Origin of the sequence: Acidisoma sp. (assembly GCF_035492295.1) — a bacterium.
In the GTDB taxonomy this organism is placed as follows: domain Bacteria; phylum Pseudomonadota; class Alphaproteobacteria; order Acetobacterales; family Acetobacteraceae; genus Acidisoma.
The window spans coordinates 1-21,466 of record NZ_DATJJK010000050.1; the positions used below are offsets into that span (position 1 = coordinate 1).

A 21,466-nucleotide genomic window follows, 5' to 3' on the forward strand; every position below is an offset into this window, starting at 1 on the left:
AGGTCGCGGCGAGCCTGCGGGAGCGTGGCCTGGCCGTCACCGTCGTCACCAAGGACCTGCTGCCCTTCGTCGACCGGCTCGGCGCGCCGGTGGGCAAGGCCATGATGCGGCTGCACGAGGCGCACGGCGTCGCCTTTCGCCTGCAAGGCGAGGCGGCCGCCATCGAGGGCGACGCCGGCGTGAGCGCCGTTCGCCTCAAGAGCGGTGAGCGGCTGGACGCCGATCTCGTGGTCATCGGCTTCGGTGTTGCGCCGGCAACTGGCTATGCCGGCTCGTTGCCCCGGGGCGAAGACGGCGCCATCCTGGTCAATAACCAGTTGGCCGTAGCCGAGGCGGTTTTCACGGCAGGCGATATCGCCTGCTTTCCCCTCCACGGGGATGGCCCGCGCGTCCGCGTCGAGCATTGGCGTGTCGCCGAGCAGCAGGGCAGGGTGGCCGCCCGCAACATGATGGGCAAGCGGCAAGTCTATAATGCCGTCCCCGTCTTCTGGACGATCCAGTATCTCAAGCGGCTCGACTATATCGGCCATGCGACGGATTGGGACGATCTCGTCGTCCATGGCGACATCGAGAAGCCCGAATTTCTCGCTTATTACGTGAAAGGCGGGCGGGTCACTGCAGCCGCCGGTCTCGACCGGGACCGCGACACCGCGGCCTTGGTCGAGCTTATGTCCCTGCGGCGGGACTGGACGGCGACCGAACTCGGGCCGGACCCGGCGCGGCTGCTCGAGGGCGCTTCACCGATCGGGCGCTAATGCCCGATGGTCGCTCCATCCTGGTCACCTGAGGAACGCAGCGCGATGTCGCGCAGCCGGGTCACGATGAGAATGGCGCTGACCAGCAGCACAGCCGTGACGAGGTAGGCGAGCGCGAAGCCTGAGGCCAGCCCATGGCGGATGATGTCATGCTCGCGTTGCGACAACCGGCCAAGCGCGCGCGCCCCCTGGCTGAGCGCCCCGAAGCCGATCGTATGGCGCAGATGGGCGATGTGTTCCGACTGGCGGAAGCGCAGCGTCAGGAGGGAGCCCGCAACCGTGCTCCCGAAGGCCCCACCGATGGAGCGCAGCAGCAGGAGCGTGCCCGTCGCGGAGCCCATGTCGTGATGCGCCACGGCATTCTGGACGACAACGATCGATGTCGGCATGCACATGCCAATGCCCGTCCCCAGGATAGAACTCTCGACCATGATGAGGATGACACCGGTATCGGCCGTATTGAGGCTGAGGAGCAGAAAGCCGAGGAGCGCGCCACCAAGCCCTGCAAGCAGGATGATCTTCGACTTGCCCATCCGCCGCGCCATCTGCCCCGCGAGATAGGCGCCCGCTGTGCTCGCAACGAGGAAGGGCATGACGAGCAGGCCAGACGCCTCTGCCCCATAGCCATGGACAAGCTGAAAACTGATGGGCAGCAGAAAGGTCGCGACAAAGAGCCCGGCCGAGGCGAAGAAGGCGACAGAGACGCCACGCAGAAAGATGTCGTTCCGGAAAAGGCGCGGTGGCAAAAGGGGATCCGGCGCCCGGGTTTCCTGCAGCGCCAGGGCCGCCAGCAGAAGCAGGCCAAGGAGTGCTGCAAGAATGACTGGCGCCGAAATCAGGGCGTAGGTCGTGCCAGCCCAACTCAGCATGAGCAGCAGGGCGGTGACACTTCCTGTCAGCAGCAGCGCGCCCATCACGTCGATACGGCTGCGGCGCGGCACCACGCTCAGCAGCCGCAGCGCGCGGTCACAAAGAAAGATGGCGATCAGGCCAAGCGGCACATTGATCCAGAAGATCCAGCGCCAGCTCAGCCCCTCGGTCACATAACCGCCGATGACCGGCCCCGCGATGGAGGCAACGGCCCAGGTGCCGGCGAGATAGCCCTGATACCGCCCGCGCTCCCGGGGAGAGACCACATCCGCGATCGAGGCCTGCGTCATGGCGAAAAGCCCGGCACCGCCAACCCCCTGAAGGCCGCGGGCGATGATGAGCTGCCACAGGGTCTGTGACACCGCGCAGAGCACCGAGGCGACGATGAACATGGCAATGGCTGGCGTCATCAACGCACGCCGCCCATAGGTGTCGGAGAGTTTGCCGAAGATCGGCGTCGCGGCGGTCGAGGTCAGCAGATAGGCGGTTACGATCCAGGAGAGGTGGTCATAGCTCCGCAAGCCATGCGCGATGGCGGGGACGGCGGGGATGACGACGGTCTGATCCAGCGCCGCGAGCAGCATGCACAGCATGATGCCGGTGATGACGCGCAGGATCTGGGCGTGGCTATAGGTCGGGCGCGGTGAGTCGGGATGGGGCGGCATCCGTCAAGGCTACGCTCTGCGACGAAAGAAGCCAGACTGCAGACCGTCCCGAAGGCACCCGCCCGATGCGTGGCTGCGTTGCAACGACAAAGCTGCACGAGACAATCGACCGACTTTCCCCAAGATGATCGCCATTCATTGGAGCAGTGATTTCAATTCAGTCATCGGGCGCTTCTTATCTGAGGGTCCGCCTCTATCCTCCGTCGGTATCGACGAGGGCTTGCGTATCGGCGCCGGCCAGAAAGAGCGCGGGCGAGACGCCCGCCCTCTGCATGCAAGGAGAGAGATCATGGATTATCGCCTTCTCGGCCGTTCAGGCCTCAAGGTTTCGACATTGATCCTGGGTACGATGACCTTCGGTGGCAAAGGTAACTTTGCCAAAGTGGGCAGCACGGATCTCGCGGCGGCGCGTCGTCAGATCGACATGAGCCTCGATGCTGGCGTCAATATGCTGGACACGGCTGACGTCTATTCGGACGGTCTGTCGGAGGAGATCGTGGGCGAAGCGATTGCCGGCCGACGGGAGCGGCTGCTGCTGGCGACCAAGGCACGCTTTCCCATGGGCGCAAAGGGGCCGAATGACCGGGGCCTGTCGCGCCATCATCTCATGCGTGCCTGCGAGGCAAGCCTGAAGCGCCTCGGAACGGACCATATCGACCTCTACTGGTGCCATGAATGGGATGGCGAGACGCCGGTCGAGGAAATGCTCCGCGCGCTGGATGATCTGACCCGCAGCGGCAAGATCGGCTATGTCGGAATCTCCAACTTCTCCGGCTGGCATATGATGAAGATGCTGATGGCGGCAGAACGCGAAGGGCTGGTTCGGCCGGTGGCCCAGCAGATCCACTACACCTTGCAGGCGCGGGAGGCCGAATACGAGCTCATGCCGATCGCGGTCGATCAGGGGGTGGATGCGGTCGTCTGGTCACCGCTTGCCGGCGGCCTGCTCTCCGGCAAGTATCGCCGCGATCAGAAGGATCCCGAGAATACCCGCAAGGCCGCGCAATGGAACGAGCCTCCCGTGCGCGATGTCGACAAGCTGTACGACATCGTGGATGTGCTGGTCGAGATTGCCGGCGCGCGCGGGGTCTCGGCCGCGCAGGTGGCGCTCGCCTGGGTCTTGGCGCGCCCGGGGGTCGCCGGCGCCATCATCGGCGCCCGGACGGACGAGCAGCTTGCAGACAATTTGAAGGCGGCTGAGCTGTCCCTCTCGGCCGATGAAATGGCGCGGCTTGAGGAAGTCAGCCGGCCGCCGCTGCTCTATCCCTACTGGCATCAGAAGGCGACCGCATCGGAGCGCCTTTCCGCGGCGGACATGGTTCTGCTCAAGCCTTTCCTGACATAACCTTCGGCCCCGCGGACCTTGGGCCGAGCGGCCCAGGGTCCGCGGGCAGTCTCCGTCAGGCGAAGCCGGCGACGGCATGGGGCACGTAGGGTGCCTCAAGCTGTGCAACTTCATCGGCGGTGAGCGTAACCTCGACGGCAGCCACCGCATCTGTCAGATGCTGCAGCTTGGTGGCGCCGATGATGGGCGCGGTAATCGCGGACTTGCCGAGCAGCCAGGCAAGTGCCACCTGCGCGCGCGGCAGACCACGCGCCTCGGCCACCTTGCGGACCTGTTCGACGACTTGGCCATCGGCTTGGGCCGAGTTGGCGTAAAGGGTCTTGCCAAATTCGTCGGTTTCCGACCGCGCGCTCTGGTCATCCCAATTGCGGGTCAGGCGACCGCGTGCAAGGGGGCTCCAGGGGATGACGCCGACACCCTCCTGCGCGCAGAGGGGCAGCATTTCCCGCTCCTCTTCGCGATAGAGGAGATTGACGTAATTCTGCATGCTGACGAAGCGTGTCCAGCCATGGCGCTCGGCGATGGCTAACGCTTGCGCAAACTGCCACGCATACATTGAAGAGGCACCAATGTAGCGCGCCTTCCCCGCTTTAACGACGTCATGCAATGCCTCCAGCGTTTCCTCGATCGGCGTTGTGTAATCCCACCGATGAATCTGATAGAGGTCGACGTAATCGGTGCCCAGCCGCTTCAGGCTGGCATCGATCTCGCTCATGATGGCGCGGCGCGAAAGGCCAGCACCGTTGGGTCCAGGCCGCATGCGCCCATGCACCTTGGTTGCGATCACCACCTCGTCGCGGCTCGCAAAGTCCTTCAAGGCACGACCGACGATTTCCTCGCTCGTGCCGTCGGAATAGACATTGGCCGTATCGAAGAAGTTGATTCCGGCTTCCAGGGCCTGACGGATGAAGGGGCGGCTTTCATCCTCCGGCAAGGTCCAAAGATGGTTGCCGCGGTCCGGAATGCCATAGCTCATGCATCCCAGACAGATCCGGGACACATCCAGGCCGGTCTTGCCAAGTTTGACATATTTCATTGTCTTGCTTCCCACAGAGATTGACCAGCAGACGCACGAAATCATAGTCCGGCCTCCGCTGCGTGCAAACCCCACCTTGCCACACGCTTGCTTGCCTGCCTGCACGACCGCACCAAAAATCTTGGGCGCACGGGAATAAAGCCCCGATGCCGGTGTCTACCCAGTCTGAACCACTTCACACAGGGACGACATGAACCGGAAGCATCTCTTCAGCCTCGCGATCGCGGCCTCCACCTTCCTGTCTTCGGCGGCATTCGCCGCAAGCGGAACACCGGAGCGTGTGCGGGGAACCGTCTCGTCGGTCAGCGCAAGCGCCGTCACGATCGAGACCGATGCGGGCAAACCCGTCATCGTCTCGCTGACCGGCAAGACCGCCTATCTCGGCGTGGTAAAGTCATCGCTCGATCATGTCGAGAAAGGCAGTTTCATCGGAACCGCAACCAAGGATGTGGGCGGTACGCAGGTGGCGCTGGAGGTCGTGGTGTTTCCGCCGTCGATGCGTGGCGCGGGGGAAGGCCATTATGCCTGGGACAAGATCCCCGACACGACTTTGTCGGGAGGGGCGCAGACCAGCAGCAGCATGACGAACGGCAATGTTGCGACGGTCTCCACCTCGGTGCCGGACGTCAATAGCGCCATGACCAATGGCAACGTGGCCGCGACCAAGGCTGAGGGCGGCGTCACCCATCTCGTCGTCACCTACAAGGGCGGGAAGCAGGACGTTCTGGTGCCGCCGACCGCGCCGATCGTGACCTTCCATCCAGGAAGCCAAGCCCTTCTGACCAAGGGAAGCAATGTCTTTGTCAAAGCGACGGAGACCGGTTCCGGCCTTGTCGCCGATGCGGTGGCAGTCGGCATCGATGGCGTGAAGCCGCCGATGTAACGGTTCATCCCGCAGCGAGTGAGGCATCCGAATGAGCCGACAAAAACCCAGGCGCGTTGCTCACCCGCGGGCGGTTCGCGTGATGCATTGGATTGGTGTCTACGCCATGGGATGCATGATCTTCAGCGGGTGGGAAATCTACAATGCATCCCCGAGCCTGCCCTTTCTTTTCCCGCACTGGGCGGGGCTCGGGGGCTGGCTGGGCGGGGCGCTCGCCTGGCATTTGAGCGCCATGTGGCTGCTCCTTGCCGATGGCGTCGTCTATCTGATCTACGGTTTTGCCAGCGGCCATTTCCGGCGGGACCTCCGGCCCCCGTCGCCGGCGGCCCTGGCGCATGACCTGGGCTCCGCGCTGCACTTCCGCCTGAAACATCGCTCCGGGCATTACAACGCCGTGCAGCGCCTGCTCTACGGGGGCGTTGTCCTCGCCGTCATCCTGCAGACAATGACGGGGCTGGCGATCTGGAAACCCGTGCAGTTCGGCTGGCTTGCGGGCGTATTCGGAGGCTACCCGGTCGCCCGCGGCCTCCATCTCGCGATCATGCTCGGCATCGTCGCGTTCGTGGTCCTGCACGTCACTCTGGTGGCGATCCATCCGAGCACGCTGAAATCCATGGTCGTGTCCGTCCCGACAGAGAGCGTGGCGAAAGGCGAGGAAAGCCCATGACGGAGACACGGATCACACCAGCCCTGCGCATGGCCGAAATCCAGCCGGAACTGGAACGGCTGCGGAGACGCGGCTTTCTGCGCCGGGCACTCTCGCTCGGCGGCCTGACTCTGCTGACGGGTTGCGATCTGTCGACCCATTCCGGCATCGATGCCGCATTGGAGGCGATCCTCCGCTTTGACGACAGAATACAGAAAGCCTTGTTCAGCCCGCATCGGATGGCAGAAACCTATCCCGCCAGCGCGATCACAAAACCATTTCGGTTTAATGCCTATTACGCGGAGTGGCAGGTAAGGCCAGTGCCGGACAATTGGGCGCTCTCGGTCAGCGGGCTGGTCAGAGACAAGCGTGAATGGCCGCTTGCGGCGCTGATGGCGCTGCCTCAGCAGAGCCAAATCACCCGGCATATCTGTATCGAGGGATGGAGCCAGATCGGCCAATGGAGCGGCGTACCGCTCGGCGTGTTTCTGCGCCGCGTCGGCGCCGATTTATCGGCCCGCTACGTGTCCTTCAAGTGCTTCGATGGTTATTCCACCAGCATCGACATGGCGAGCGCGCTGCAATCGCAGACCCTTCTGGCGCTCGATTTCGAAACAGGACCCTTGACACCGCAATGGGGCGCGCCGCTTCGCCTTCGTATTCCGACCAAACTCGGCTTCAAGAGCGCCAAGAACCTCGAAGCGATCGAAGTCACCAACACCTATCCCGGCGGATATTGGGAGAATCAGGGCTATGACTGGTTTGCGGGCGTTTAGGCCGCGCATCGGACCGCCGCCCCATGCTCATCACCTGGCGTGCGGATTGCGCACGATTCTTACAGGGACCTTACCAAATATGACGATAACGGAATCGCGCACTTCTCACGCGCCATTGGCAAGAAATGAATGGGTTACGGCAAAACAGTCGCGTGCCGGGCGCGAGACATCACAGCAGCCCGCTAGTGACGAAACTGTCACTTGTAGTCGGGTGACTAAGATCGCACATCCTGGCCGATGACCAATGCTTACATCAATCGGATTGCAACCGCCGTCCCGGCGCATGACGTGCACGCGGCCTTTGTCCGCTTTACACAAAACGGCTGGCCCGAGGGTAAGGTAAAGGCCGTGTTCAGCCGGCTGGCGCAAAGATCCGGGATTGAACATCGATACTCGGTCTTGGCGCAGGACGGGCTGGTCGAAGCCGATGACCCGGCACCGGGAATTTACCGCCGGGGCGCCTTCCCCGGCACCGCCGCCCGGATGCGCCTCTATGAACACCATGCGCCGGAACTGGCGCTACAGGCACTCGCAGCGCTGGATATCGCGGCGGAAGCAGAGCGCGTGACCCATCTGGTTGTCGCCTCCTGCACCGGCTTCATGGCGCCTGGATTGGATCAATTGATTGCGCGGCGCCTTGGTTTGCGCCCGGATGTACAGCGTACCCTGGTCGGCTTCATGGGGTGCTCGGCGGCGGTACCGGCGCTGCGGATCGCGCAGGCGGCGGTGCTGGCCAACCCGGCGTCGCGCGTTCTCGTGGTCAATCTCGAATTGTGCACGCTGCACATGCAGGAGACCCAGGACCTGGAGGTATCGCTCTCCTTCCTGATCTTCGGCGATGGCTGCGCCGCCTGTTTGGTGAGCGCGGATCAGCATGGCATCATGCTCCATGATTTCCGCACCACGGTCGTGCCGGACAGCGAGGATCTGATCACTTGGCATATCGGTGACCAGGGGTTCGTGATGCATCTGTCGGGCCAGGTGCCGGCTCGGATCACCCGCGCGTTGCGGGAGAATACGGGCGATCTGTTGCGCGGGGAGGGCACTCAGGCAATCGATCTATGGGCAGTGCATGGTGGCGGACGAACCATTCTGGACGCTGTTCAGGCCGGGCTGAACCTGCCCCCCGCGGCGCTTGAGACATCCCGCGCCGTGCTGGCAGCCTATGGGAACATGTCGTCAGCGACGATCATGTTTGTGCTCAAGCAGATGCTGAGCGATGCGGCGGAGGGACAGCGCGGTCTCGCCATGGCCTTCGGGCCGGGGATGGCCGTGGAAACGGTCCGCTTCGAAATGGCGGCCTAGTGTCCCTGCAGGTGCGTTCAACGGCGAGCGAAGAGATGGACGCGCCGGGGCTGGACCCGGCGATCTACGCACGCTGCCTGGATGACCTGGCGTCGGTGAACCGGACCACCTTTGCACATAAGGCGACGCTGAACTGGTTGCGGCGCTCAATGGCGCATCTCCCGCCGGGATCCGTGGTTTCCGTGCTGGATATTGCCTATGGGCAGGGAGATTTGTTGCGGGCGATTGCGCGCATGGCCGACGAGGCCGGCCTCGAGGCTGAATTGACGGGGATCGACCTCAATCCGCGCAGCGCGGCCGTCGCACGCGCAGTGCCATCGCCGGAGACCACCGTCACCTATCTGACCGGCGATGTTTTCCTGTATGCGCCGTCGTCGCGCTTCGATTTCATCGTCACCTCGCAATTCACCCATCATCTGACCGATGAGGCGGTTGTGCAGTTGATGGCATGGATGGAGGCGCATGCCAGCAAGGGCTGGTACATCGCCGACCTCCATCGCCACTGGTTCCCCTATTACGGCTTTCGCTGGCTCGCTCGCCTCGCCGGTTGGCATGAGATTGTCCGGCGCGACGGGACTGTTTCGATCGCAAGGGGGTTCAAGAGCGCGGAATGGCAGTCTCTCCTGGCGCGAGCAGGCGTCTCGGCGGAGGTGCGATGGCACATGCTGTTCCGTCATGGCATCAGCCGGGACAAGGGATGACCGAGCCGGTCCTGGTCGCTGGCGGCGGGCTGGCCGGCGCCGCCGCTGCGGCACTGCTCGCGCAAGCCGGCATGGCGGTGACGCTGGTGGAGCGCGCCGCCGCTCCGGCCGATAAAATCTGCGGTGAATTCCTGAGCAGCGAGGCCGTGACCTTCCTGGCGGAGCTGGGCCTTGATGTGCTGGCCCTCGGCGGCGAGCCGATCGACCATCTCCGACTGGTGAGAGGATCTCGGGCCGTGGCGGCACCCTTGCCCTTCACCGGCATCGGCCTGTCGCGCCGCGTGCTGGACGAGGCGCTGCTGCGCCATGCCGAGGGCTGCGGCGCCCGCATCCTGCGCGGCCATGCCGTGCAGGGGGTGGAGGTGGGCGCGGACCATGTGAGCCTGAGTGTCGATGGGATGGGGTCGCTGAGCGGGCGCGCTTTGCTCCTGGCAACGGGCAAGCACGCCTTGCGTGGCATGCCACGCCAGGAAGCGCCGGTGAACGGCCTGATCGGCCTGAAGATGTATTTTCAACTGCAACCCTCGGTCCGCGCCGCCCTGGCCGGCCATGTGGAGTTGATCCTGTTCCCCGGCGGCTACGCGGGGCTGCAGTTGGTCGAAGGGGGGCGGGCGAATCTCTGCCTTCTGGTGCCAAAGCAGCGGTTCCTGGGCCTGGGCGGCTGGCATGGCCTGCTCCGCTGGCTGTGCGAAACATCGTCGTTTCTGGCCGCACGGCTGGAGGGTGCAACGCCCTTGCTGGAGGCACCGCTCGCCATCGCCAGAATACCCTATGGCTTCGTCCATCAGGCATCTGGGCCCGATCATGTTTTCCGGATCGGCGATCAGGCTGGGGTGATTGCGTCCTTCACCGGAGACGGCATGGCCATCGCGCTCCGCAGCGCCAGCCGTGCGGCGACGGCCCTCCTTCGTGGCGAGGGCGCCGCCTCCTATCATAAAGGGTTAGCCCGCGACCTCACTAAGCAGATCGGACGGGCCGACCTGCTCTATCGGCTGGCGGAACGGCCGGCCGCCCAGAGAGTTTTGCTCGCGGGCGCCCAGATCTGGCCCGGAGCGCTGGCCTTGGCCGCGCGGGCGACAAGGGTCACGGACAGGCGCGCTAGACTCTAGTGCCAGCCGCTCTTGCATCCGCATGCAAAGGGCTCTTGCATCCGTATGCAAAACGCATAGAGTGCCGCTGTCCAAGTAAACTTCGGCACTGACCGGAGCGAGAACAACACGTCGCGTCGGCATGGGAGCGATCCCGTCCATCCGCGCGGCTGGAGGAAAGGCGACGCCATGGGAGAAGTCTCCAAGGTCGCGATCATTGGAACGGGTTTGGTTGGGCGCGGTTGGGCGATCGTCTTCGCGCGCGCCGGATGCCAGGTCGCGCTCTATGACGGCCAGACCGGCGCCGCGTCCGAGGCGCGACGGATCATCGAAACCAGCCTGCAAGACCTGAAGGCGAGCGGCCTGATCGGGGAACCCGAAGCGGTCTTGGCGCGCATCACGCCGGTCGCAACACTGGCCGAGGCGCTGCAGGGTGCGGTCTATGCGCAGGAGAGCGTCTTCGAAAAGGTCGACGTCAAGCGCCGCATTTTTTCCGAAATCGATGCGGTCATCGATTCACAGACGCAGGTCGGTTCCTCCTCCTCGGGCATTCCGGCCTCGGCCTTCACCGAGCATGTCGCCTGCCGGGCGCGCTGCCTGGTCGCCCATCCCGTCAATCCGCCCTATCTCGCCCCCATCGTCGAACTCGTGCCCGCGCCTTGGACGGAACCTGAAACGGTTTCCGCCGTCCGCACCCTGATGGAGGCGGTGGGGCAGGAGCCTGTGCAGATGACGCGCGAGGCGGAAGGCTTCCTGCTCAACCGGCTGCAGGCTGTGCTCCTCATGGAGGCCTGGAGGCTGGTGGAGGCGGGGCTCGCTTCGGCCGAGGATATCGACCGCACGGTCAAGTACGGGCTCGGCCTGCGCTGGAGTTTCATGGGGCCCTTTGAGACGATCGATCTCAACGCCCCCGGCGGCATCGCGGATTACGCGCGCCGCCTCGGCCCGCTCTATCAGAGCATCGCGGCCTCGACCACCGAACACGAGGTTTGGGACGAGGCGCTGATCGCCCGCGTCGAGGCCGAGCGCCGCGCGCTGCTCCCCGCCGAACAACTGGCCGAGCGTATGGTCTGGCGCGACCGCCGGCTGATGGCGCTGGCCCAGCACAAGCGGAACGTCGAGGAGTCTGCGCGATGAGCGGCGCGGATCCCCAGGCGATACGCCTGCAAGTCGAGGGACTGGCCAAGGCTTACGGCGCGACCGTCGCGCTGCGTCAGGTGACGCTGGATCTCCGCCAAGGGGAGGTGCATGCCCTGCTTGGCGAGAACGGCGCCGGCAAGTCGACGCTCGTGAAAATCCTCAGCGGCATCGTGACACCTGATCAGGGCAACTTGCTGCTGGATGGCGGGGCCTACCGGCCCGGCTCCCTGATGGAGGCGCGGCGCGCGGGCATCTCCACGGCGTTCCAGGAATTGAGCCTGCTGCCCAATCTGACGGTCGCGACCAATCTCCTGCTGCCGACCCTCATCAAGGGTGCCGGGGGACTTGCCGCCACCCGCCGCAACCAGGAGCGGGCGGCCGAAATCCTGGCCGAATTCGACGCCGCCGATATTTCGCCCCGCACCCTCGTCAGTGATCTGTCGCTCGCCCAGAAGCAGCGGCTGGAAATCGTACGCGCCCTCAGCCACCGGCCGCGCGTCCTCATTCTGGACGAGCCGACGGCCGCCCTCGCCGAACCCGAATGGCTGTTTCGCCTCATCGCGCGCATCACGGCGGCGGGCGATGTCTCGATCCTCTATATTTCTCACCGGTTGGCGGAAGTGCGGCGGCTCTGCCAGCGCGGGACCGTGCTCAGGAACGGCGAGAGCATCGGCACGGTCAGCCTCGCCGGCACGCTGGACGCGGACATTTTCCGCATGATGGTCGGCACCTCCCCGGAAGGGCATCAGCCCGGCCAGACGGCAGGCACCCAGTCCGACGCGGCACCCGCCATCGCGGTGCGGGGCCTGACCGGCCGGACGATCACCGATGTCGGCTTCACGCTGCGCCAGGGCGAAATCCTGGGCGTCGCCGCCCTGGAGGGGCAGGGGCAGCGCGAACTTCTGCGCATTCTGGCAGGCGCCGTGGCGCCGCTTTCGGGCACAATCGAGATTGAGGGCCACGCCCTGCGCGCGGCGACGCCTGCGGCAGCACTCTCCGCTGGAATCGGTTTCGTGCCGGAGGAACGCAAGACCGAAGGCATCTTCCTCACCCTCGGCACGGCAGCCAATATCTCGTTTCCCATCCTGAACCGTTTACGACGTTTCGGCCTCATCAACAGATCGCGGGAGCGCACCGCCGTGCAAGGGGAGGCCGCGCGGGTCGAACTCGCACCGCGCTATCTCGACATGCGCATCGGCGCGCTTTCCGGCGGCAACCAGCAGAAGGCGCTGATCGCCCGCGTGCTGCTGTCGGGTGCGCGAAACCTCGTGCTCTTCGACCCGACGCGCGGCGTCGATGTCGGGACCAAGCAGGTGATCTACGGCGTCATCCGCGACTTCGTGGCGGCCGGCGGCAGCGTGCTGATCTATTCCACCGAACTCGCCGAACTCGTGCAGCTCGTGCATCGCTGCCTGGTGCTCTACCAGGGCCGCGTCATGGGCGAGCTTTCCGGTGCGGCGATGACGGAGGAGCGGCTGGTCTCCCTCGCGACCGGGCATGGCGAACAGGAAAGGGCAGCGGCATGAGCGCGACCGGCACGCTTCCCGTCGCGCGGCGCCCGGGGGGCGCTTCCACCCGGCGGCTGCTGGCGAACGGCACTTTCAACGTCTTCGTGGTCTATGTGCTGCTCTTCGTGATCCTGATGATCAAGCAACCGGATACGCTGAGCGCCTTCGGCGTCACGGATCTCTTCAACAATGCCCTGCCGCTGGCGCTCGCCGCGGCGGGCGGCGGCCTCGTGGTTCTGACGCGCGGCTTCGACCTCTCCGTCGCCGGCGTCATCGCGCTGACCAATGTGCTGATCGCAACCGCACTGCCGGACGGGCCATGGGGCGCGGTGCTTGCCGTCGCCATCGCGGGTGGTGCCGGTCTCGTGGTCGGCGCCGTCAACGGCTACCTCGTCGCCTATGTGCGGCTGCAGTCCATCGCCTCCACACTCGCGACCATGATCGTCTGTTCCGGCGTCGCCCTCCTCGTGCTCGACGCACCGGGCGGGCAGGTGCCGGATGCCGTGGTCTACGGCTTTTCCGGCGTGCTGCCGGGCAATGTGCCGGTCTCGGCGGTGGTGGCACTCGTCGTCGTGCTCCTCTGGCTGGCCCTGCGCCGCACCGATTGGGGCGTTGCAATCTATGCCATTGGCGCGGACGAAACGGCGGCGGCACTCGCCGGCATTCCGGTGCGCCGGGCGAAATTCTTCACCTACTGCCTGGCCGGCATCCTCTACGGCTTTGCGGGGCTGATGCTGAGCGCGGTGACGGCCACCGGCAATCCCAATGGCGGCACGACCTACCTGCTGCTGATGTTCGCCGCCATCGCCATCGGCGGCACCGCTTTCAGCGGCGGGCGGGGCGGCGTCATCGGCTCGATGATCGGCGCGGCGACCTTGACCCTGCTGCAGAAGGTGCTGTTTTCGGCCGGGGTCTCCTCCTTCTATACCGGCATTTTCCAGGGGCTGGTCATGATCCTGGCGGTCGTCATCGGCGCCATCACGGCGCGGCTCGCAGAGGGGCGCGCGCGATGAGCGGATTGGACACGGCGCGCATCGCCACCAGCCCCGACGAGCGCCGCACGCGGCGCCCCCGCATCGGCAGCGATGCCTGGACCGTCATCGGTCTCTTTGCCGTCACCATCGTGATGATCCTGGCCTCGCGCCTCGTCAGCCCGTCCTTTGGCAGCTGGGATCAGGCACGCGCTATTCTGGTACTGACCTCCTTCGTCATGGTCATCGCCTTCGGCCAGCAATCCGTGATCCTGCTCGGCGGGCTGGATCTCTCGGTCGGCTCCATGATGACGCTCGGCGGCATCCTGACCTTCAGCTGGATCGGGGGGTCGGGCTCAGCGCTGATCTGGGGCATTCCGGCCGTCCTGCTGGTGACGGGGCTCGTGGGTGCGGTCAATGGACTTGGCGTCACCTTCTTCCGGGTGCCTCCCTTCATCATGACGCTTGCGATGGGAATCATCATCTACAGCGTGGCCCTCGGCATCACCGGGGGCACGCCGTCTGGCCAGGCCGTGCCGGCGCTAGGCTGGCTCTTCAGCCACCGCCTGTTCGGCATCCCCTGGGTCATTCTGCTGATGGCGCTTTTCGCTGTGCTCGGCACGATCTTCCAGCAGGCGACACCCTTTGGCCGGCGGCTCTATGCCATCGGCACCAGCCCCGAAGCCGCCGCCATCGCCGGCATGCCCGTGCGGCGGATCGTCATCCTGACTTATGCCATCAGCGGGGCTGCTGCCGGCCTCGCGGGTATCCTGATGGTGGGTTACAGCGGCGGCGCCACGCTCACCATGGGTGACAGCTACCTTCTGCCCTCGATCGCCGCAGTCGTGATCGGCGGCACCTCGATTGTTGGCGGGCGGGGGCTGTATGCCGGCGCCATCGCCGGCGCCTTCCTCCTCACCACGCTCTCGACGGTGATCTCCTCCATCGGCATCGCGCAAGGCTGGCGCACGATCATCTATGGACTGGTCATCCTCGTGGCGCTCGTCCTGCTGCGGGAGGAACTGTCCCTCTGGTTCCTTCGCCTGCGGTCGCGCGGCGGCCGATGAACCGCCCGCGGCGCCTGTCGTCGACAACAACAAGAAACGCGAGGAAACGATGATGCGAAGCTGGAAAAGTCTGAGGGGCGCGATGATCGCGCTCGGCTGCGCCCTGGGCCTGACCGCCGCTTTGGCGGCCCCCGCCCATGCGCAGAAGAAATACAAAATCTTCCTGAGCCTGAGCTACAGCGGCAATGCCTGGCAGAGCGAGGCGGCCAATATCGTCAAGGCGCTGGCCGCGACGCCGCCCTACGACAAGATGGTCGATCTGCGGGAAGTGATTTCCGGGACCGACGTGCAGGCCCAGATCTCCGCCTACCAAAGCATGATCGACGCTGGCGCCCAGGGCATCATCAGCTTCCCCGTCTCCCCCACCGGCCTCAACCGCATCATCAAGCGCGGCTGCGCCAAGGGCGTGCTCTTCTTCATGTATGACGCGACGGTAACCGAGCCTTGCGCCTACAACGTCAGCTACATCACCGCGGGCTTCGGCGAAAACACGGCCCAGGCCCTGGTCAATGAACTCGGCGGCAAGGGCAAGATCTTCCTCAGCCGCGGGGTGCCCGGCAATTCCGTGGACAAGCGTCACACGGATGGCGCGATGTCTATCTTCAAGAAATATCCTGGCATCAAGATCGTCGCCGAATACTACGGCATGTGGTCGGATCAGACGACGCAGTCCGAAACCGCGAAGGCGCTCGCAGCCCATCCGGATGTGGACGGCATCTGGGCCCAGGCGGGCGAGGATGGGGCCATCAAGGCGCTGCTCGCCACCGGCCAAAAGAAGCTGATTCCGGTGACCGGTGAGAATTCCAACGGCTTCCGCCTCGCACTCGCCAATCCCGACTACCAGGCGCGCGGGTTGAAGGGTGTCTCCTCCGGGTCTCCTCCAGCGACCGCGGGCTATGCCTTCAAATTGATGATGGAAAAGCTCACCGGCAAACGGGACCTGAAAGTCCACAACATCCAGTATCCGCTCCCCTGGGTGCCGGCTTCCGCCGTGAAACTCTGCACCTCCGACAAGTTCGAAAACGGGTGCAATACCTTCCCCGAGGGCAAGGTGCCTGATTCCTTCGTAACCGAGGTCTTCCAACCGACGCTGCTACCGGAGCTTTCCCTCGTCACCGCGCAGGAAGGCAAGCCCACGCCGGGTGCGACGATCCAGCCCCTGCCGGCGGAAGTGGTCGCGGCACCCGACACCCCGGGCATCAATTGCTCGCACTGCAATCCGCCGGCCAATCTTTATCCTCTGACCAAGGTTCAGCCCACGGTCCAGCCCTGATCGGCACGACTGCCGCCGGGGACCGGGCCTCGCGGCGCGGCCCCCGGCCACCACAAGGAGAAAGACAGCATGATTCGTTACCTCAAAAGCGCCCAGACCGCAGCGGAGACCGCGGAAGCGGACCGGAAGGTTCGCCAGACGGTCGAGGGTATTCTGGATGACGTGGCAGCGCGCGGGGACGAAGCTGTCCGCGAACTCTCCGAACGTTTCGACAAATGGAGCCCACCCTCCTTCCGCCTGACGCAGGCCGAGATTGACGCGCTGATCGCCAGCCTGCCGGCGCAGGTGATTGAGGACATCACCTTCGCCCAGGTGCAGATCCGCCGCTTCGCCGAGGCGCAGCTCGGCACCATCCACGATCTCGAGATCGAGACCCTGCCCGGCGTCCGCCTCGGCCATCGCAACATCCCCGTGGCGAGCGTGGGCTGCTACGTGCCGGGCGGGCGCTATCCCATGGTCGCCTCCGCCCATATGAGCGTGCTCACCGCCAAGGTTGCAGGCGTGAAGCGCGTCATCGCCTGCACACCGCCGCTTGGCGGCAAACTTCCCGCCGCCACCATCGCCGCCATGGCGATGGCCGGCGCGGACGAAATTCATGTCCTCGGCGGCATGCAGGCGGTGGCTGCCATGGCCATCGGCACCGCCACCATCGCGCCGGTCGATATGCTCGTGGGCCCGGGCAATGCCTATGTGGCGGAGGCCAAGCGCCAGCTTTACGGCCGCGTCGGGATTGATCTCTTCGCCGGTCCCACCGAGACGCTGATCATCGCCGATGACAGTGTGGACGCCGAAATGTGCGCAACCGACCTGCTCGGGCAGGCCGAGCACGGGCCGACCTCGCCCGCCATTCTCCTCACCACCTCCAAGCGCATCGCCGAGCAGATCGAAGGCGAGATCGCCCGGCAACTGACGACGCTCGCAACGGCCGATGTCGCCTCCGTCGCCTGGGCCGATCATGGCCAGGTCATCCTCTGCGATACCGAGCAGGAAATGCTGGAGGAGGCTGACCGCATCGCCTCCGAGCATGTTCAGGTGCTGACGCAAAATCCGCGCTGGTTCCTGGAGAACCTGACCAATTTCGGCGCGCTCTTCCTCGGGCCGCAGACCAATGTCGCCTTCGGTGACAAGGTCATCGGCACCAACCATACACTGCCGACCAAGAAGGCCGCGCGCTATACGGGCGGGCTTTGGGTTGGCAAGTTCATCAAGACCTGCACCTATCAGGAGGTAGACGACGCGGCGAGTGCGATGGTCGGCGAATACTGCTCGCGCCTCTGCGCGATCGAGAATTTCGCCGGCCACAAGGCGCAGGCCGATCTCCGTGTCCGCCGCTACGGAGGACGCAACGCCGCGTGAGCATGGATTGTGGGACTGATGGGCAATCGCACGGACGAGCGGCACGGGACATCCCGGAACGGACGGCTGCCGGTGACGGCCCGCGAGCTGGCGCGGCAGCTCGGCGTCTCGCAGTCGATGGTCTCGCGCGCCTTCAGCCCCACGGCCAGCATCGCGCCCGCGATGCGCGAGAAGGTGATGGAGGCGGCGCTGGCACTCGGCTACCAGCCGAACGTCATCGCCCGCAGCCTCTCCACCCGGCGCAGCAATATCGTGGGAATCGTCATGGCGAGCATGACCAATCCCTTCTATCCGGAATTGCTGGAGCAACTGACCCGCGCGTTGCAGCAGGTGGGGTTGCAGACGCTCCTGTTCCATGCCCCGCCAGGTGAGGACGTGGACAGCCAGCTGCCGCTGCTGTTGCAGTATCAGGTGGATGCGGTGGTGATTGCCTCGGCCACGATCTCCTCCGCTATGGCACGGGAATGGACCGCGACGGGGCGGCCCGCCATCCTCTTCAACCGCACGGTGCCGGGTGCGGATGTCACCACCGTCTCCTGCGACAATGTGGCAGGCGGCCGGGCGGTCGCCGAGCATCTCGTGGGCCTCGGCCGCCGGCGCATCGCCTATGTCGCGGGGCGGGCCGATACCTCGACCAACGCCGACCGCGAAGCGGGGTTTACGGCGCGGCTGCAGGAGCTCGGCTGCCCGCTCCATGCCCGCGCGGGAGGCGAGGATTACAGCTACGAGCACGGCTACCGCGCGACGCTGGAACTCGCCCCGGCCGCGCCGGACGCGATCTTCTACGCGAACGACATCACCGCCCTCGGCGGGATGGACGCGCTGCGCCGGACGTTGTCATTGCGCATCCCGGAGGACGTCGCCGTGGTGGGGTTTGACGATATCGCCATGGCCTCCTGGCCCTCCTATGCGCTCACCACCGTGCAGCAGCCGATCGCGGCGATGATCGAAGCGACTGTCGCACGCCTCGCCAGCGATATGATGCGGGCAGGAGAGGCGGCGCACGAGGTGATCGCCGGGCCGCTGATCCTGCGGCGCTCGACGGGAGGTGAGAGATGAGACGGATCGAGGATGGCAGCCACCTGCCGCGGCCCGGCCTTTGCCAGCCGGTCTCTTCTGGTCCGCAGACGGAGGCGATGCCGGCGGACCTGGACGACCGCACGCTCGACTATGTCTTGCAGGCGCGGCCGGTGTTCGACCGCATCGGCCGCATCAGCGGCCAGCTTTCGGGCCTGCTCATTCTGGCGGCGACGGGCGCGCGCAGCGCCCAGGGCCATCCGATGTTCGCCCTGATCCAGGAGGCCGAGGCGGGGCTGGCGGACGAGATGGCCTCTCTCCACCCGACCGGGGCTGCCGGGCATCACCACCGGCATCTGTGTCTGGCGGTGCGCGCCGTCTCCCGCGCCGTCACGGTGGCGAGGCAGGGCCTGCACGTTTGGGACGAAGCGATGATGGACGAGATGACGGCGGCGCTGCGCCGCGCCAATCAGGAATTGCAATGGGCAACGGCGGCGCTGCCGGGCTTCGCGGTCGTCGATCTGCGCCAGGCCTGCTGCGCGATGCACATGAGAAGCTGAACGACAATCAAAATCAAAGAACAAAGGAAACGGACATGGCCAATTATTCGATCTGGGTTCTCGAATACGCCTATGTTGCGAAGTATCACCTCAGCGGCATCGTCTATGGCGCGCATAACCAGGGCTATCGCAAGCTTCCCTACTGCTATGTCCTGATCAAGGGCGAGGGCATCACAGCAATGGTCGATGTCGGTTACAACAATCAGGACTACGGCAAGGCGATGGCGGATGCCTTCGCGGTGGAGCATTGGCATGATCCGCGCACCGTGCTCGCCGAATGCGGCGTCACCCCGGAAGAGGTGACGGACGTCTTCATCACCCATGGCCATTTCGACCATATGGGCGGCACCGACCATTTCCCGAATGCACGTTTCTACATTCAGGAACGCGAGCTTTCCAAATGGGTCTGGGCGATGGCGCTGGACCGCAAGTTCCGCTGGCTGATGGTCGCGACCGATCCGGGGGACGTGCTGCGTGTGGTGGACCTCGCGCGCCAAGGGCGGCTCGTCGCGATCGAGGGGGACCGGGAGGACGTGCTGCCGGGCATCGATCTGCGCGCCGCCTACGACACCCATACCTGGGGCTCGATGTACGTGACCGTCCGCAATGCGGCCAGCGCGGGCACCGAGGATCGCTGGATCCTGGCGGGCGATCTCGTCTATTCCTTCGAAAACCTGCGCGGCCGCAATGCGGAAGATCCGCAATACCTGCCGGTTGGCCTCGGCATGGGCAGCCAGACCAATCTCATGTTCGCGACCGACCAGATGGTACAGGAAGTAGGTGGCGATACAAATCGCGTTATTCCGATCCATGAAGCCGATCTGCCGAAGGCGTTTCCGTCTCGCGTCACCGACAAGGGGTTGGTGGTGACGGAAATCGCCCTCGCCGAAGGCGAAGCGAGCAAGGTGCGCTGAGGAGACCGTATGAAACTGCCACGGCTGCCGCCAATGCGGCTGGAGGGGCGCCGCGCCTTGGTGACCGGCGCAGGGCGCGGCTTAGGGGTCGCCTGCGCGGCGGCCCTCGCCCAGGCGGGTGCGGCCGTCACCCTCGCCGCGCGTAGTCACGAGGAGATCGAAGCGGTGGCTGGTGCCATCCGCGCCGACGGCGGCCAGGCGGAAACGCTGGTGCTGGACGTGCTGGACGCCGCTGCGGTACAGAGCGCGCTCGCCGGGCAGGAGACCTACGACATTCTGGTCAATAATGCCGGCACCAACCGGCCGGCGCCGTTCATGGACGTCAGCCTTGCGGATTTCGACGCCGTGATGGCGCTGAACCTGCGCGCCGCCTTCGTTGTCTCGCAGGCCGTGGCGCGCGGTCTCCGGGATGCGGGCCAGGCGGGGAGCATCATCCATGTCTCGAGCCAGATGGGCCATGTCGGCGGCAGAAATCGCACCGTCTATTGCGCGAGCAAGCATGCGCTGGAAGGCTTGACCAAGGCCATGGCCATCGAACTCGGGCCTCTCGGCATCCGGGTGAACACGATCTGCCCGACTTTCATTGAGACGCCGCTCACGAAACCCTTCTTCGAGAATGAGGTTTTCGCGCGCGACGTGCTGAATCGCATCAAGCTCGGGCGCCTGGGCCAGCTCGAGGACATGATGGGCGCGGTTGTCTTCCTCGCCTCCGATGCCTCTGCCCTCATGACCGGCTCCGCCCTCATGCTGGATGGCGGATGGACGGCGGAATGACGGCCAGTGCCTCGGCCTGCAACGACTGGCTCATCCTGGCAGACGATCTGACCGGTGCCTGCGATTGCGCGGTTGCCTTCGCGGCTGCGGGCAGGCGCGCCTCCGTGATCTGGGATAGCGCCATGCCGGCAGAGGGCACGGTCGCGCGCGATACCGACAGCCGCAGGATGAGCCCAGGGGCGGCGGCCGCGGCCGTGCGCGCCGCGATAGACGAAGCCGGCGTGTCGCGCCGTCGCCTCTTCAAGAAGATCGACTCCACTCTGCGCGGCCAGCCGGCCGCGGAAATCGGGGCGGTGATCCGGCAGCGGCGCGCGACCGGGCAGGCGGCCATGACCCTCCTGTCCCCGTCCTTTCCCGCGACGGGGCGCACCATGCAAAATGGACACGTGCTTCTGCACGGCGCGCCCCTGGAGCAGAGCAGCCTCTGGGCGCGCGACCACAGCTATCCAACAGCCGATCTCAGCGCAATTTTGCGGGCGGAGGGGCTGCGCGTCCTGCCCCTCGGGCTGGAGGCCGTGCGCGGCGATCCGGGCGGCTTGCAGGAGCGTCTGCGCAAGGCGGAACGGGATGGGGCGGAAGTTGTGCTCTGCGATGCCGTGGCGCCCGAGGATCTCGACCGTATCGCGGCGGCCGGCCTGCCGCTCGGCGAGGCGGTTTTCTGGTCGGGATCGGGCGGCCTGGCCTTGGCACTCGCGCAACCGATGCCGGGAGAGAGCAGGGCCGTTCCGCCCCTGGGTCGCCCACCGGGCGGCACGCTCTTCGTCGTCGGCAGCATCGCCGAACCCTCCCGCGCGGCGGCCGCCGTGCTGGCAGCGG

21 protein-coding genes are annotated in these 21,466 nt (G+C 65.5%); 19 read left to right on the forward strand and 2 right to left on the reverse strand.

Annotated elements, in window-relative coordinates; translation table 11 throughout:
- On the forward strand, positions 1-755 hold a 755-nt coding region (locus tag VL752_RS03510; protein ID WP_325352356.1), incomplete at its 5' end, for an FAD-dependent oxidoreductase.
- On the opposite strand, the gene VL752_RS03515 is transcribed toward VL752_RS03510, so the two are convergent.
- Positions 752-2,290, reverse strand: coding sequence for an MDR family MFS transporter (locus tag VL752_RS03515; protein ID WP_325352357.1), 1,539 nt, complete (start codon positions 2,288-2,290; stop codon positions 752-754). The two genes, VL752_RS03510 and VL752_RS03515, sit on opposite strands and share 4 nt — an antisense overlap.
- A 289-nt stretch (positions 2,291-2,579) precedes the next feature.
- On the opposite strand from VL752_RS03515, the gene VL752_RS03520 reads away from it, so the two are divergent.
- Positions 2,580-3,635, forward strand: a complete 1,056-nt coding sequence (locus VL752_RS03520; RefSeq protein ID WP_325352358.1) for an aldo/keto reductase — start codon at positions 2,580-2,582, stop codon at positions 3,633-3,635.
- 55 nt (positions 3,636-3,690) lie between these two features.
- Here the strand turns inward: VL752_RS03520 and VL752_RS03525 are convergent, their stop codons facing one another.
- Positions 3,691-4,671, reverse strand: coding sequence for an aldo/keto reductase (locus VL752_RS03525; RefSeq protein ID WP_325352359.1), 981 nt, complete (start codon positions 4,669-4,671; stop codon positions 3,691-3,693).
- 190 nt (positions 4,672-4,861) lie between these two features.
- Between VL752_RS03525 and VL752_RS03530 the strand changes: the two genes are divergently transcribed.
- The 17 genes from VL752_RS03530 to VL752_RS03610 all read left to right on the forward strand — a co-directional run.
- On the forward strand, positions 4,862-5,554 hold the full coding sequence (locus VL752_RS03530) for a hypothetical protein (protein WP_325352360.1): 693 nt from the start codon (positions 4,862-4,864) through the stop codon (positions 5,552-5,554).
- A 31-nt stretch (positions 5,555-5,585) separates the two neighbouring features.
- Positions 5,586-6,221: a cytochrome b/b6 domain-containing protein gene (locus tag VL752_RS03535; protein WP_325352361.1), complete on the forward strand. Its 636-nt coding sequence runs from the start codon at positions 5,586-5,588 to the stop codon at positions 6,219-6,221.
- On the forward strand, positions 6,218-6,976 hold the full coding sequence (locus tag VL752_RS03540) for a molybdopterin-dependent oxidoreductase (RefSeq protein ID WP_325352362.1): 759 nt from the start codon (positions 6,218-6,220) through the stop codon (positions 6,974-6,976). The genes VL752_RS03535 and VL752_RS03540 overlap by 4 nt, the downstream gene beginning before the upstream one ends.
- 237 nt (positions 6,977-7,213) lie before the next feature.
- Positions 7,214-8,281 (forward strand): type III polyketide synthase, encoded by a 1,068-nt coding sequence (locus VL752_RS03545; RefSeq protein WP_325352363.1) that lies wholly within the window; start codon positions 7,214-7,216, stop codon positions 8,279-8,281.
- The gene (locus VL752_RS03550; RefSeq protein WP_325352364.1) at positions 8,281-8,982 is read left to right on the forward strand and encodes a methyltransferase domain-containing protein; all 702 of its coding nucleotides are present in this window, start codon (positions 8,281-8,283) and stop codon (positions 8,980-8,982) included. The genes VL752_RS03545 and VL752_RS03550 overlap by 1 nt, the downstream gene beginning before the upstream one ends.
- A complete protein-coding gene (locus VL752_RS03555) occupies positions 8,979-10,091 on the forward strand; it encodes an NAD(P)/FAD-dependent oxidoreductase (RefSeq protein WP_325352365.1) in 1,113 nt (370 codons plus the stop codon). Before VL752_RS03550 ends, VL752_RS03555 begins: the two co-directional genes overlap by 4 nt.
- A 168-nt stretch (positions 10,092-10,259) precedes the next feature.
- Positions 10,260-11,207, forward strand: coding sequence for a 3-hydroxyacyl-CoA dehydrogenase (locus VL752_RS03560; RefSeq protein WP_325352366.1), 948 nt, complete (start codon positions 10,260-10,262; stop codon positions 11,205-11,207).
- Complete coding sequence (locus tag VL752_RS03565; protein WP_325352367.1) at positions 11,204-12,736, forward strand: sugar ABC transporter ATP-binding protein; 1,533 nt, start codon at positions 11,204-11,206, stop codon at positions 12,734-12,736. The genes VL752_RS03560 and VL752_RS03565 overlap by 4 nt, the downstream gene beginning before the upstream one ends.
- Positions 12,733-13,731: an ABC transporter permease gene (locus VL752_RS03570; RefSeq protein WP_325352368.1), complete on the forward strand. Its 999-nt coding sequence runs from the start codon at positions 12,733-12,735 to the stop codon at positions 13,729-13,731. The genes VL752_RS03565 and VL752_RS03570 overlap by 4 nt, the downstream gene beginning before the upstream one ends.
- Entirely contained in the window at positions 13,728-14,756 is a 1,029-nt protein-coding gene (locus VL752_RS03575; RefSeq protein ID WP_325352369.1) for an ABC transporter permease, read from the forward strand. Before VL752_RS03570 ends, VL752_RS03575 begins: the two co-directional genes overlap by 4 nt.
- A 52-nt stretch (positions 14,757-14,808) precedes the next feature.
- Positions 14,809-16,029 (forward strand): sugar ABC transporter substrate-binding protein, encoded by a 1,221-nt coding sequence (locus tag VL752_RS03580; RefSeq protein ID WP_325352370.1) that lies wholly within the window; start codon positions 14,809-14,811, stop codon positions 16,027-16,029.
- 69 nt (positions 16,030-16,098) lie between these two features.
- Positions 16,099-17,385 carry a histidinol dehydrogenase gene (hisD, locus tag VL752_RS03585; protein WP_325352371.1) on the forward strand — a complete coding sequence of 429 codons (1,287 nt, stop codon included), beginning with the start codon at positions 16,099-16,101 and terminating at the stop codon, positions 17,383-17,385.
- 18 nt (positions 17,386-17,403) lie between these two features.
- A complete protein-coding gene (locus VL752_RS03590) occupies positions 17,404-18,444 on the forward strand; it encodes a LacI family DNA-binding transcriptional regulator (RefSeq protein ID WP_325352372.1) in 1,041 nt (346 codons plus the stop codon).
- On the forward strand, positions 18,441-18,962 hold the full coding sequence (locus VL752_RS03595; RefSeq protein WP_325352373.1) for a hypothetical protein: 522 nt from the start codon (positions 18,441-18,443) through the stop codon (positions 18,960-18,962). Before VL752_RS03590 ends, VL752_RS03595 begins: the two co-directional genes overlap by 4 nt.
- A 35-nt stretch (positions 18,963-18,997) precedes the next feature.
- A complete protein-coding gene (locus VL752_RS03600) occupies positions 18,998-19,876 on the forward strand; it encodes an N-acyl homoserine lactonase family protein (RefSeq protein ID WP_325352374.1) in 879 nt (292 codons plus the stop codon).
- A 9-nt stretch (positions 19,877-19,885) separates the two neighbouring features.
- On the forward strand, positions 19,886-20,650 hold the full coding sequence (locus VL752_RS03605) for an SDR family NAD(P)-dependent oxidoreductase (RefSeq protein WP_325352375.1): 765 nt from the start codon (positions 19,886-19,888) through the stop codon (positions 20,648-20,650).
- The coding region (locus tag VL752_RS03610; RefSeq protein WP_325352376.1) for a four-carbon acid sugar kinase family protein at positions 20,647-21,466 on the forward strand (820 nt) is incomplete at its 3' end. The genes VL752_RS03605 and VL752_RS03610, both read left to right, overlap by 4 nt.